The 12,945-nt window shown below is 39.7% G+C and carries 13 protein-coding genes and 1 pseudogene; all 14 read right to left on the bottom strand.

Annotation, left to right across the window (positions count from 1 at the left end):
* Positions 1-11 precede the first annotated feature (11 nt).
* Positions 12-899 carry a phosphate ABC transporter permease PstA gene (pstA, locus tag PHA78_RS04230; RefSeq protein ID WP_029178759.1) on the bottom strand — a complete coding sequence of 296 codons (888 nt, stop codon included), beginning with the start codon at positions 897-899 and terminating at the stop codon, positions 12-14.
* Positions 889-1,806, bottom strand: a complete 918-nt coding sequence (gene pstC / locus PHA78_RS04225) for a phosphate ABC transporter permease subunit PstC (protein ID WP_002937619.1) — start codon at positions 1,804-1,806, stop codon at positions 889-891. The genes pstA and pstC overlap by 11 nt, the downstream gene beginning before the upstream one ends.
* 2 nt (positions 1,807-1,808) lie before the next feature.
* Positions 1,809-2,678 (bottom strand): phosphate ABC transporter substrate-binding protein PstS family protein, encoded by an 870-nt coding sequence (locus tag PHA78_RS04220; protein ID WP_029187990.1) that lies wholly within the window; start codon positions 2,676-2,678, stop codon positions 1,809-1,811.
* A 137-nt stretch (positions 2,679-2,815) separates the two neighbouring features.
* Positions 2,816-4,117: an RsmF rRNA methyltransferase first C-terminal domain-containing protein gene (locus tag PHA78_RS04215; RefSeq protein WP_029187989.1), complete on the bottom strand. Its 1,302-nt coding sequence runs from the start codon at positions 4,115-4,117 to the stop codon at positions 2,816-2,818.
* Positions 4,117-4,875, bottom strand: a complete 759-nt coding sequence (locus PHA78_RS04210; protein WP_029187988.1) for an inositol monophosphatase family protein — start codon at positions 4,873-4,875, stop codon at positions 4,117-4,119. Before PHA78_RS04210 ends, PHA78_RS04215 begins: the two co-directional genes overlap by 1 nt.
* Positions 4,865-5,143: a UPF0223 family protein gene (locus PHA78_RS04205; protein WP_024375672.1), complete on the bottom strand. Its 279-nt coding sequence runs from the start codon at positions 5,141-5,143 to the stop codon at positions 4,865-4,867. The genes PHA78_RS04210 and PHA78_RS04205 overlap by 11 nt, the downstream gene beginning before the upstream one ends.
* 14 nt (positions 5,144-5,157) lie before the next feature.
* Entirely contained in the window at positions 5,158-5,559 is a 402-nt protein-coding gene (locus PHA78_RS04200) for a Spx/MgsR family RNA polymerase-binding regulatory protein (RefSeq protein WP_009909989.1), read from the bottom strand.
* Positions 5,560-5,632: 73 nt separating this feature from the next.
* Positions 5,633-6,370 (bottom strand): potassium channel family protein, encoded by a 738-nt coding sequence (locus tag PHA78_RS04195; RefSeq protein WP_272158473.1) that lies wholly within the window; start codon positions 6,368-6,370, stop codon positions 5,633-5,635.
* Positions 6,363-7,286 (bottom strand): bifunctional riboflavin kinase/FAD synthetase, encoded by a 924-nt coding sequence (locus PHA78_RS04190; RefSeq protein ID WP_272158472.1) that lies wholly within the window; start codon positions 7,284-7,286, stop codon positions 6,363-6,365. The genes PHA78_RS04195 and PHA78_RS04190 overlap by 8 nt, the downstream gene beginning before the upstream one ends.
* Positions 7,287-7,305: 19 nt before the next feature.
* Positions 7,306-8,196 carry a tRNA pseudouridine(55) synthase TruB gene (truB, locus tag PHA78_RS04185; RefSeq protein WP_272158563.1) on the bottom strand — a complete coding sequence of 297 codons (891 nt, stop codon included), beginning with the start codon at positions 8,194-8,196 and terminating at the stop codon, positions 7,306-7,308.
* Positions 8,197-8,247: 51 nt separating this feature from the next.
* The gene (locus PHA78_RS04180; RefSeq protein WP_228377811.1) at positions 8,248-8,496 is read right to left on the bottom strand and encodes a hypothetical protein; all 249 of its coding nucleotides are present in this window, start codon (positions 8,494-8,496) and stop codon (positions 8,248-8,250) included.
* Positions 8,497-8,589: 93 nt separating this feature from the next.
* Positions 8,590-8,913: pseudogene (locus PHA78_RS04175) on the bottom strand (PAS domain-containing protein); the annotation flags it as partial.
* A 10-nt stretch (positions 8,914-8,923) separates the two neighbouring features.
* Positions 8,924-11,656 carry an AAA domain-containing protein gene (locus PHA78_RS04170; RefSeq protein WP_272158471.1) on the bottom strand — a complete coding sequence of 911 codons (2,733 nt, stop codon included), beginning with the start codon at positions 11,654-11,656 and terminating at the stop codon, positions 8,924-8,926.
* A 25-nt stretch (positions 11,657-11,681) separates the two neighbouring features.
* A complete protein-coding gene (locus tag PHA78_RS04165; protein ID WP_272158470.1) occupies positions 11,682-12,941 on the bottom strand; it encodes a DUF2130 domain-containing protein in 1,260 nt (419 codons plus the stop codon).
* Between the last annotated feature and the right edge of the window lie 4 nt (positions 12,942-12,945).

The following is a 12,945-nucleotide window of genomic DNA, read 5'->3' as shown; positions in this document are numbered from 1 at the left end:
AAGTCAGACTTCTAGGCTGCTGAAGTCATTTTCGCATGAAGTTTCTTACCGATATATCGTGCAGAAAAGTTGAAAATCAAGATGAATACCAAGAGGATGGCTGCTGAACCAGCTGACACTTGAGTTGCATCTGGGATTGTCCCTTCGCTGTTGACCTTCCAAATATGAACCGCAAGGGTTTCTGATTGACGGAAGATAGAAATCGGACTCGTAACACTCAATGGATTCCAGTTTGACCAGTCAAGAGCTGGTGCTGACTGACCAGCCGTGTAGATAAGAGCTGCTGCCTCACCGAAGATACGACCAGATGCCAAGACGATGCCTGTTACAATCCCTGGAAGTGCTTCTGGAATAACAACATGGAGAACAGTTTCCCAACGTGATAGACCAAGAGACAATCCTGCTTCACGTTGTGTATGGTGAACGTGACGAAGGCTGTCCTCTACGTTACGCGTCATCTGTGGTAAATTAAAGACTGTAAGAGCCAAGGCACCTGATAAGATAGAAAAACCGTACTCAAACTGTACTACGAAAATCAAGTAACCAAACAAACCAACGACAACGGACGGTAGGGATGACAAAATCTCAATACAGGTACGGATAAAGTTAGTCAATGGACCTTTTTTAGCATATTCAGCCAAATAAATACCTGCACCGGTTGACAAGGGAACAGAAATTAAGAGCGTTACAACCAATAGGAAGAATGAGTTGTAGAGCTGAATTCCAATACCACCACCAGCTTTGTAAGATGAAGATTTACTTGTCAAAAAATCCCAGCTTACATGTGGCAGACCACGTAGTAAGATGTAAAGAATCAGTGACGTCAAGATAACGACAATCACACCAGCGATTGAGTAAAGAATACCAGTCGCCAATTTATCAAATTTTTTAGCGTGCATAGTTTTTCTTACCCTCTCTTGTAATAAATTTCATAATCATGTTAAAGATAAGGCTCATCAAGAGCAAGACTAGGGCCAAGGACCATAGGACGTTGTTCTGAACAGTTCCCATAACCGTATTACCGATACCCATTGTCAAAACAGAAGTCAAAGTCGCTGCTGGCGTTGTCAAGGAAGTCGGGATAACCGCAGAGTTCCCCACTACCATCTGAATAGCCAAGGCTTCACCAAAGGCACGCGCCATACCAAAGATAACGGCAGTAAAAATACCTGGCTTAGCAGCATTCAAGATAACACGCCAAATCGTCTGCCAACGAGTGGCTCCCATTGCCAAACTTGCTTCGCGGTAGTGACGAGGTACTGCACGCAAACTGTCAACCGTCATAAAGGTTACTGTTGGCAAAATCATAACGAAAAGTACAAATACACCCGATAAGATACCGAAACCTGTTCCACCGAAGATTGAACGTACAAATGGCACAACTACTTGCAAACCAATGAAACCATATACAACCGATGGAATACCAACCAAAAGTTCGATAACAGGTTGTAAGATTTTTGCACCACGTTTTGGTGATATTTCTGTCATGAAGACTGCTGCACCGATTGCGATAGGGGTCGCAACAACAGCTGACAGAATCGTAACAATGAAAGAACCTGAAATCATTGGCAGGGCGCCAAATATTTTCGAGCTTGGTTCCCACTTGCTTCCAAATAAGAAATCAGTGATGCTCACACCGTCAACAAAGAAAGTCGATAATCCACGCTGCGCAACGAAAATCAAAATCATTGCAACAATAAAGACAATCAATGATAGACAAAGGAATGTAATTACCTTACCAAACTTCTCTAATCGAGAGTTTTTAGATGGAGACGATAACTCTTTTGCTAGTTGTTCGTTTTTCATGCTTACTCCTTCTCAGTCACCGTGCCATCAGCACTTTTCACAACTTTCATATCGTTGATAGAAATGTATCCCATACTTTCAACGATACCATCTTGAACCTCATCTGACATCATGTAATCTAAAAATTCTTCTGTCAAATCAGTCGCATTTCCCATCGTATACATATGCTCATAGGACCAAATTGGCCAATCATTTGTTGCTACATTTTCAGCAGTTGGTTCAAAACCGTTTAGCTTAATTGTTTTAACGGAATCATCTAGATAAGCAAATGATAGGTAGGAAATTGCACCTGGTGTCTGAGCAACAATAGATTTTACCATACCGTTAGAATCTTGTTCTTGACTCTGAGTTGCGGTTTGTCCATCCATGATAACACTATCAAAGGTCGCACGTGAACCTGAACTAGCTGCACGGTTGATGATTGAAATCTCCAAATCCTTGCCACCAAGCTCCTTCCAGTTGGTAATCTCACCAGTGAAAATCTTACGAAGATCTTCTGTGGTAATATTATCAACTGCGACTTTTTCATTGACAATCACAGCAAGACCTGCAACGGCAACTTGATGGTCTACCAATTTGCTGGCATCAATCCCTTCTTTTTCCTCAGCAAATACGTCAGAGTTACCAATCTGAACTGCTCCAGACTGAACCTGTGACAAGCCAGTACCTGACCCTCCACCCTGAACGTTGACGGATTTACCGATATTGACACTACCAAATTCATCTGCTGCTGCCTCAACAAGTGGTTGAAGCGCTGTCGAACCTACGGCTGTAATAGACTCTCCTCGATCGATCCAAGAAGAACAACCCGAAAGAGCCATACTACTCAAAAGAAACAAAGCTACAATTCCAAGCTTCTGCTTTTTTTTCATTTCGTTTTTTCCTTTACATTTTTCAGTGGAATCTCCTAAAATTAACTCTGTATTTTACATAGAATTTACAAGATATTTCCACTCATCCACTATATCATATAAAAAGACAAGTTGCAAAAAAAATTTGCTGATTTATTTTAAAATCTCAACCCTTTTGGAAAGCCGTTTTTAAGCGTTCCAGATACAATTTTTGCGAAACCAAGACCGTTCCCCTGAACTGCTACCTGATACCAGCCATTAGCTAAATCCTTGGACACAGCTATTGTATGTCCAGCAGTATAGGACGAGAATTCTTCTGAGCTGATTTCCACTCGATTTTTAACCTCCGAACTATGGAGTGCTAGACCTAAAGCAAAACTTGGTTCAAATCTTTTTTTCTTAAACGTCCCCAAGTGAAGACCATTTCGAGCAATCTTTACTTTTGACAAATCAGGAAGGCCGTGTGGCAGTAGATAGAGATTGTCGCCAAAAACCTGCAGTAAACCATCCAATTGAACCCTTAAATGCTTCTGTTCAAATTCTTTCCAGAGAGCTTGTTGTTCTCTATTCAAATTGGATTTTCCTGGTTTTAATTTTTTCTGACTGGCTTCCCCTAGAAATCTAAATTTGGCAACGAACTGACCTTCTCCTGCAAAATGGTGGGGATACATACGAGCAACTTCTGGATAACCGACTCCTTCTGCCATGCCATTGATTTTGGGAATGTCTATTAGTTCCAAATCATACTGTTCTAAGAGCCACGTCACTACTTCTTCATTTTCCTCTGGTGACCAAGTGCAAGTAGAATAAATCAATTGACCATCTGGAGCCAACATATTCAAGGCCGATTCTAAAATTTCACGCTGTAAGCTTGCACATTGTGCTGGATAATGTTTGGACCAATATTGAATCGCATCGGGGTCTTTTCGAAACATCCCTTCACCAGAACAGGGAGCGTCTAGGACAATCATATCGAAATATCCTGGAAAGACCTTTTCCAAGCGGTCTGCTGATTCATTTGTTACAACAACATTCCTCGCTCCGAAACGCTCAATATTTTCAGCCAATATCCTTGCTCGTTTGTTAGAAATTTCATTACTAACCAAGAGCCCCGTATTTTCTAAGTATGAAAGCAAGTGGGTAGACTTTCCTCCTGGCGCTGCTGCCAAGTCCAATACTTTCATCCCTTTTTCCGGGGCTGCAATCTGACCGACAACCTGTGCAGCTGGCTCTTGTGAGTAGACTAAGCCAGTTACATGTTCTGGAGACTTCCCTGAAATCTTACCATAGTATGACCAAGTCATATTAGGGATTGGTTGCTCAAAGTCCAATTGGCTTTCTTTAAGAGGATTTGTGCGAAATCCTGAGATTGCGTCTTGTTCAAAACTCTCAAAAAATGCTTGGGCTTCACTACCAAGCAAATGATTATATTTATCTATAAAATCCTGTGGTAATTGCATTAGAATATATACCCCTTCACTTCCTCAAGATGGGATTCTGATACTAGCATAACAAACTCTCGCTTATCATAGGCCAGACTCGGACCCTCAAAACTTAACATGACTAAGCCTAAAGAGGAACCAATAATACTGGCTGCTGCGTAGTCCCATGGATACAGATAAGAAGCATAGGCAAATAATCTTCCTTCCAGAACTTGGGTGAAACCAATCCCAGCGCTTCCTACAGATCTTGTACCTAAACTTTGATTTGCTAATTCTGCCACTCCATGTGCATTGCCTGCGTACAACTTTGCATTGATTCCTATCAAACTCTGGCGAAGAGGGCGCAGCTCTGGTTTTTTTAAGCGTTCTTGATTGCAATAAACAGGGAATGAATCTCCCCCATGGAAAAGTTTGTCTCGCATGACATCATAAATGATACCGAACTTTCCTACTCCATTTTCAAAATAGGCAATCATAATGGCAAAATCAGTTTTCTGAGCAATAAAATTTGTGGTGCCATCAATTGGATCAATAACCCAAACATTTCCCTCATGAATAGAAGAAACGTCCCCACCTTCCTCGCCTAAAATCCCATCACCTTGATAGCGAGATTGAATCTGTTGAGTCAACATTTCTTGCACTTGTTTATCAAGGTGTGTTACCAAGTCTGTAAAGTCACCTTTTTCTTCAATCTGAAGATCATCATGTAAATGCTGTCGGAGAAAATTTCCAGCCTCCAGGACAATCGTTTGGGCAAAGTGATACTTAGTTTCCAAAACGAATAACTCCTTTCCCTTTATCTCGAGCAGCCTTAACAACTCGATAGGTTGAATAACCAGAAACTGCTTCAAAGTCACGATCAATTTGACGTTCCTGTCCCTTACTTTTAACAACATTTTTGAAGCTTTTATAACTAGCTAATATAGCTACCGCATCTGCTCCTTTTTCATAAGCTGCCTCCACCTGATTCAAAAAAGAAAGCACGGAGGAAATCTCCTCTGTGCTCCACGAAAAATCAAGTGGATATGAATAATTTTTGTTCATATCAGTTATCTTTCTTATCCTATTTCTGCTCTCAATGTAGCATTTTTTAGTTCTTGTTTGCGATACTTCCGCGGAAGAAATGCACGAATTTCATCTTCGTTAAAACCAATCTGCATCCGTTTTTCGTCCAAAATAATCGGACGTCGTAAGAGACTCGGATAGGTTTCGATTAACCCAATAAGCTGCTTCACAGAAAGCTCATCAACATCAATATCTAGTTTCTGAAAAACTTTTGAACGGGTAGAAATCAAGTCATCTGTCCCATTTTCTGTCAATGCTAAAATGTTCTTCAATTCCTCAGCAGTTAGAGGGCTAGTCATAATATTGTGCTCAATAAAAGGGACTTCGTGACTTGTCAGCCAAGCACGAGCTTTACGACAACTGGTACAACTCGGTGACAAAAATAAAGTAATCATGTCTTCCATCCCCTCTAAAAACATTTTTCTTCTTATAGTATACTCTAACTTAAAAGAGTTTTCAATAGTAAATCTAATCTCTTCCCTGTAATTTTTCCAAAGATTCTATTTTTTTCTCTAAGCGTAGCAATATTTCGTTTTGTTCATCTATTTTTGCCATCAAGGTATCCAACTTCGTTTCACGTTCTGTTTCAGAGAAAAAACGAGTTATTGTAGAGGTAACCATACCAAAAGTACAAATACCAACCAACATCAAGAGGATGGCTATAATTTTAGAAATCGTATCTTGGGGGACAATATCTCCGTACCCTACAGTTGTCATCGTTACAATGGACCACCAAAGTGCATCAAAGAATGATTTCTCTTCAATCACTGATAGTAAGACACTTGCAACTAGAACCGCTGAGATATTTAACATCAACACTTTGGATAAACTGTTGGTATGCAATAGCTTGTTGATTGTATCCCAGAATCGATTAGACAGGGCAAATATTCTCGTTACTTTGACTAATCTTAAGAGTCGTGCAAGTCTTCCCAAGCGCAGAAAACTGAAGAATAAATCGAATGGAATAATAGCAATTAATTCTAAGATATGGCCCTGTACATATTCAAGTATGTCATCCGCATAATAAAGCTGAGCAAAATAATCGCAGACAAAAACAAACCATAAGAGCAAGTCTAGTACCCGATACCCACTAGAATTGGCAATATTAGCATCCATCAACTCAAGTACGATAAGAAATACATAGACTACAGCTATGTAGGTCATAGCCTTCTCATAAAAAGGATGACGAATCAATCGTTTAAGCATATTTCTCCCATTGCAAGGCAAATTCCTCATCAGATTTCATCTGCTCCATCAAACCTTCAATCCCGTCAAATTTAACCATATCTCGAATTTTTTCAAGCCAAAAAATAGTTATTTTTTCTCCGTAGATAAAGCGGTCAAACCCAAAAATATGGGCTTCTATCCGCATCTCCGTTCCATCAAAGGTCACATTTTTCCCAACGCTTGTCATAGCTCGATAGCGTTTTCCATCTACTTCAACATCAGCGACATAGACTCCCTCAGATGGTAAATGGACACGGTCAAAAGGAGCCAGATTTGCAGTCGGATAACCAATAGTGCGCCCTCTGGCATCTCCATGAACAACAATACCTTCTGTCATAAATGGATAACCTAAAAGTTGATTAGCTAGAGAGACATCCCCTGACTGGATAGCTTGGCGAATACGAGTTGAAGAAACTTTCTCTCCGCCCAGGCTCACTTCACTTACAATTTCTACCTGACCATCAAATAACTCTGTCAAGTCTGTCACATCTGCTCTGCAATTTCCAAAATGATAATCGAAACCTGCCACTAAGACTTGTGCGTTCAACCCCTTGATGTAGCGTTCTAAAAACTGCTGAGGAGTATTACTTGCAAACTCACTGGTAAAATCTGTCAAAACCAGCTGGTCTACACCGTATTGCTCCAACAAGTGGTAACGCTGATCTTGACTGGTCAAATGCAGTAAAAGTTCTGGTGAAAAACGCGCAAAAGCCAGACGAGGTGTTTCTGGAAAAGTAAGTACAGTTACTGACAATCCTTTTTCATCTGCAACTTGTCTAGCACGGTCTAAGAGGGCCTTATGCCCCAAATGAATCCCATCAAAATAGCCTAATACCAAAACAGTTGGTTTTTCCTGATGGAGTTCTTGATAATTTTTTATCGTTCTAATCTTCATATTGTTTATTTTATCACAACTAGGCTAAAACTTCTTCTAGAAAAACCTTACGAGGCTTGTAAACTTGGTCACGTTTTTCCATGATTGCCACCAGTTTCTCCTTATGAAAACCTGCCAACAATTCCGCCTGACTATCTAAGGTAATAAAACGACCATATCTAGTCTCAATCACTTGCTCAATCGTCAAATCAACAATGGGCAAGTCACCAATTCCCTGCTCAATAGGGCGGAGGAAAGAATAATCATTTTGAGCAACCTTTTCAGCAATCTCTTCGATTGTCAGGGCATCAGCCAGGCTCATACCAGCTGAACCTGTACGCTCCAGCTTAGACATGTGACTGGCATAGCCTAACTTAGCCCCTAAGTCAACAGAAAGAGTACGGACATAGGTGCCCTTGCCACAGCGAACTCGGAAGGTGAACCGTGCACAGTCATCTGCTAGTTCAATCGGACTAGTCCGTTCAAAACTATAAATCTCAATTTGGCGTTGAGGACGCTCAACTTCTTCACCCGCCCGTGCGTATTCGTAGAGTTTTCGGCCGTTTACTTTGACGGCGGAATACATAGGTGGAATCTGGGTAATGGTCCCGACAAAACTAGCCATAGCCTCATCAACTGCCTGCTCTGCTATGTCCAAAACCGGTGTCTGCTCAACAATCTCACCAGAAGCATCCTCTGTCGTGGTCGAATAGCCAATGGTAATCTCCCCCTCGTAGATTTTCCCCTCATCCTGCATGTACTCAATCATGCGCGTGGCCTTGCCGACTGCAATGGGCAGAACACCTGTCACATCTGGATCCAAGGTCCCACCGTGACCAATCTTCTTCTCTTGCAAAATCTTGCGGAGCTTAAAAACAACATCATGCGAGGTCATACCTGCCTCTTTTTTTACGTTAATAATTCCTGAAATCATTCTTCCATTATAACACAAAGGACCGCTCTTGTGAGCGGTCCGGTATAATCAGTCATCGTAGAAACGATAACTACCAAAGGTTGTACCTATCAAATTCTCAAGTTCCTTGTGAATACGTCGCATGGCTCCAAAAGGTGCCACTTCATATGTAACAGCCTCTTCAATCCCGACCTCTTCCTCCTCATCATAGCCATAGGAGAATGTCAAGGGGGCATCATAATAATCTTTATCCTCTAATTTTAGGGTAGACCATTCCAACAACTTGATTTCTTTCAAAAATTCTCTAAATTTTTTCACCTTGCTTTTACGAATGGGAGTGTAATCAACTGAATCTTCAACTAGCCCATCTTTACCTATTTTTCTCCTCAATGATGATAAAAACTAGATATACTAAATATCCCGATGAAAATCGCTATCAATCTCAAAAAATGGTTGAATATCCTGAACATACTCCAAAACGCCTTGAAACTCTCCCTGGTCATCGCGGACAGCCTTATAGACCACATAGACAAACTTGCCCATGCTCTCGGACTTGAACCACATGGTAACCTGGTCTTTTTGCCCTGTGCGGAGCAGTTCAAAAATCTTCTTGACCTTGTCCACTATTTTGGGAGGATGGCAGAGCTCCACATGGCGTCCAATCTGGCTTGGCGTTCGTTTGAAAATCATGTCTTCGACAGGGTGGCTGTCATTATAATATTGGAAAATGTCATCATGTTCATTGCTATCTTCCTAGTAATCCATCCAATATTTCGATCAATTTTTCTTTTTCCTGACTCTCATTTGTTTTAAACCTGATTAGAGGGAGGTCGCATTTTTTCAAAATGTTATCCTTCATAATATCACGTTCAAACTGCTTAGAATTACCTTTGTGGAATGCATATCCATCTACTTCTACAGCAAGTACAGGGGCTTTGGTAAGTCTATTAATTATCAAAAAATCAAGGTGCGTATTTCCATGCCTTGCATACTTGGCTTCCACTTCTGTTAGTCGAGTAAAATCCTTCACAAGATTATGCAGTTTATAGTCATGTATAACATCTAAACTATTATATTTTTCATCGCTCACAAACACTTCCCTAATCCGATGATACATTAAATTCTCAGAATCATATCGCGATATCCGTTTTCGTTTTCTAAAATATTCCTCCTTTTCTTGCTCATACTGTTTGTATAAGTAATCGAAGATGGAATATATAGGGCTCTCTCTTACTTCAAAATTATTATATTGTATATATCCCAATAAATCACTAATATTTTTATCTAACGATTGCTCATTCCCAGTCATGACAAGAAATAATTTATTTTTAGCTCTTGATATCGCCACATTTAGTAAGTACGGATCATCCGTAAAACGTGTTATGCTGTTATCAACCGTGGAGATGATTATCGTATCTTTTTCTTTTCCCTGAAACTTATGAACTGTATCACTTTCCAAATCATCAATTTGCTCTTGCAACTTCTCTTTCTGCTTTCGATAAGGCGTGACAACTCCTGTCCGATCCCGATAGATTTCATAATTTGGAATAACATCTTTCAGAATTATATCAATCTCTCTCTGACTATAGTGATCTCGAGCGTGATTTCCCCTAGGTGTTCTAATAGCCTGAAGAACATCTTTTTCCCCATTATCACCTGTCATAATCACTAAGTCACCATTATAAAACTTTTGATTGCAGAAATTGATAATTTTGGGATGACATCTATAATGCTCTCGTAATAGCGTTTCTGGAATATTCGGAATCACTTTTAGTACCGATTGAAGAAAACTGTTTGTGTATTCATAACCACTATGAACACCGTATTTATGGAAAAGCTGAGCACTACTTTCTTTAACATCTTTTGTGACAATATGCGGTAGCTGTTTACTATCTCCAACAACTACAACATTTTTAGCACAGGATAATGCTAGTGCCCCAGTTGTAATATCCACTTGTGAGGCTTCATCTATGATTAAATAATCATAGGTAATATCCTTTCCTAAACTTGTTGTTGATGAAAATGTTGTACTAAGAACAATAGGATATTCTAGAAGAACTCGTTTCGATTGTTCCCTTAAATCTTCCTTTGTAAACTGTACTCTATTTCTTTCATTCCCATACTTACTAACTAGAAAATCTTTGAAAATCTTTAATGAATCACTGGTCAAATTGTTTAAAACTTCCGTACCATTTAAGTGAACCAATTCTTCTTGAAGAGTTTCTAATTTAGTCCTTATTTCTGTTTGTTTATGCTGGTAAAATAGGTTCTGAAATTGTATTGTCAAATCAGACAATTCTTGTTTATAAAGTTCCCAGTTTTTAACACCATATAATAAAAAGTTTTTTATCTTAAAAATTAAACCAAACCTTTTATTCTTTTTATAGAATTCCTCAAATTCATTCCAAAGCTTAAATAACTTCTTAGAAGAATAAAGGTTTAATTCTATAGGCGATATATCTATGTGCTCAAAAAAATCTTTGAAATGGCGAAATTCCGTTTCTAATTCTGAAAGTTCTTGTCTCAGATTGGCCAGTTCTTCCTGAATTTCAAAAATACGAGGAAGCCTACGAATCTTTTCATTTAATTCCTTATCAAGGCTTTCCATTCCATTATCTTTTAATCTCCAAGAAGAAAAATCAGGGTACATACTATGCTGATTGAGAATAAAATTATTTTTATTTTTTTCACTTCCAAGGTAAGCCACGGGAAAGTCAAGACCATAGTTCTTTAGTTTTTCGTAAATATTATCAATGGCTGCATTATTATTAGAAACAATTAGAACCGTCTTATTCCGTATCACTATATTAGCTATAATATTCAGAATCGTTTGTGTCTTACCAGTTCCAGGAGGTCCTTGAATGACACTAAATTGATTTATTAAGGCATTTTTTGTTGCTTTATATTGACTATTATTACAACCAAAAGGGAAAATCAGTTCCCCATGAAACGGCAAGTTATTCTTCTTACTGGGACTTAGATAGCTCGCTAAAGCAACTGTTTTGTCTACGTAATCCAATTCCTCATACCTTTTTAACAAGAGCAATTGATCAGTCCCAGAGTTTCTCAGAGGATTCAGCTTAGATAGTTCCGTCAAATAACTAAAAACATGACGACTATTCGAATGTGTCAACTCATTTTGCCGTATTTCTAGGTCTCTACCCATATATAATTTTCCAGTGCCATTTTTGTAGCGGATGATATAAGCCCGTGAGTGCGTTCCATTGAATTCAAACATTGACTCAATATTATTTAATAAAACCCCATCTTGCCTTCTATAAACTCCTATCTCTGAAGGATTCAACTGTTTGGAAAACTTCAGCACCTCAACTCTCTGCACATTGTAGCGATAAGGTTGGACATTATTTTTAAAATAAATTTCAAAGTAGAGCTTCCCTTTGTAACGAATCGATTGAAGCGACTCGATATTTTCTGACTTGTCCTCTCCATCAATCAAAATTATTTTTCTATCTTTCACTATATCTCCACTCTCACTTTCAATCTTAATCTTCCTCCTCCCTCAACGCCTCAAACTTGGCTTTCATGGTTGGGTTATTGCGAGTGAGTTTTTTGACAGAAACATCTTCCAGCTTGTTATTCGCCAGTCGTAGCTGGTTTTCGCTGGTGGTCAGAGCTGCCTTGACAGCTTCCATTCGCTTGATGGACTTGTCGATTTCATCAATAGCCTTTTGGAAATTGTTGCTAGCTGACTGGTAGTTCTTGGCAAAGGCTGTTTTGAAGGTCGCCAAATCTTCTTCAAAATGAGTAATATCGATATTCTGCTCCTTAACCAAGGCTAACTCCTGCTGATATTGCAGACTATTGAGCGCAGCATTTCGTAAAATTCCGATTAATTGGATAAAGAACTGTGGTCGAATAACATACATCTTCTCATATTCATGACTAACATCCACAATACCTGTATTGTAATAGTCATTGTCCGCCTCTAGCATGCTGACTAATACAGCATATTCACACTTTTTCTCCCGACGGTCCTTATCCAACTCCTTAAAGAAATCAGCGTTTTTATGCTTGGTCTTGGTCGTATCTGCCTCGTTTTTCATTTCGAACATGATGGAAATAAATTCCAAGCCCGACTCGTCAAAATCACGGAAGATGAAATCTCCTTTTGAACCGGACGCTGATACTTCGTTGTCCTTCGCAAATTTGGCACGTGGAAAAGCATAGGAACGAACCTTGTTAAACTCTGCCTCAGCAAATTGCTCCAAGCTCTCTCCAATTGCTTTAGTAGACTGCTGGGCCTTGAAATTTTTGTAAAATTCCACCTGCTCATCCGCCGCCTTGAGCCGTACCTCGTACTCCTGACGAGTGGTCGCCAGGGCTAACTCTTGCTTTTGTTCCTGCAAAACCAAAGCATTTTGTGCCGCATCCCGCTCTTTTTCCACCTGAGCTACCGCCTGCTGCAACTCCAAGTCCTTGGCGAGACCGATTTGCCCCAACTGAGCCTTAAGCTCTTGGATTTCTTGGTCTTTTTGGGAAATAGCAGAGCTGATTTCCAGTTCCGTCTGACTAGCAAATTTATCAAGTTTTGCGGTCAGTTCCAGAATCTCCTTATCCTTATCACTCAATCTAGCCTGCAAATCATTTTCAGCCTTCTGGCTTAATAATTCCCGTTCCCGCTCCAAACGGTCGTGGATTTCCTTGTCAAACTCCGCACCACGCACCTGGGCTAAAAGCTGACTATATTCTGTTTCATTGACCTGAAAGGCCGTCCCACAATGGGGGCAAGTAATTTGATGCATATAC

Source organism: Streptococcus sp. HN38 (assembly GCF_028335765.1).
In the GTDB taxonomy this organism is placed as follows: Bacteria; Bacillota; Bacilli; order Lactobacillales; family Streptococcaceae; genus Streptococcus; species Streptococcus suis_P.
The sequence above is the reverse complement of the archived record's forward strand: the minus strand, read 5'-3'. Positions and strand labels throughout refer to the sequence as shown.

What these genes read in the sequence shown, in the direction of transcription:
- pstA (WP_029178759.1), bottom strand. Translation starts at nt 899, where the DNA reads ATGCACGCTAAAAAATTTGATAAATTGGCGACTGGTATTCTTTACTCA.
- PHA78_RS04195 (WP_272158473.1), bottom strand. Translation starts at nt 6,370, where the DNA reads ATGCTTAAACGATTGATTCGTCATCCTTTTTATGAGAAGGCTATGACC.
- PHA78_RS04200 (WP_009909989.1), bottom strand. Translation starts at nt 5,559, where the DNA reads ATGATTACTTTATTTTTGTCACCGAGTTGTACCAGTTGTCGTAAAGCT.
- pstC (WP_002937619.1), bottom strand. Translation starts at nt 1,806, where the DNA reads ATGAAAAACGAACAACTAGCAAAAGAGTTATCGTCTCCATCTAAAAAC.
- PHA78_RS04205 (WP_024375672.1), bottom strand. Translation starts at nt 5,143, where the DNA reads ATGAACAAAAATTATTCATATCCACTTGATTTTTCGTGGAGCACAGAG.
- PHA78_RS04215 (WP_029187989.1), bottom strand. Translation starts at nt 4,117, where the DNA reads ATGCAATTACCACAGGATTTTATAGATAAATATAATCATTTGCTTGGT.
- PHA78_RS04190 (WP_272158472.1), bottom strand. Translation starts at nt 7,286, where the DNA reads ATGAAGATTAGAACGATAAAAAATTATCAAGAACTCCATCAGGAAAAA.
- PHA78_RS04165 (WP_272158470.1), bottom strand. Translation starts at nt 12,941, where the DNA reads ATGCATCAAATTACTTGCCCCCATTGTGGGACGGCCTTTCAGGTCAAT.
- PHA78_RS04220 (WP_029187990.1), bottom strand. Translation starts at nt 2,678, where the DNA reads ATGAAAAAAAAGCAGAAGCTTGGAATTGTAGCTTTGTTTCTTTTGAGT.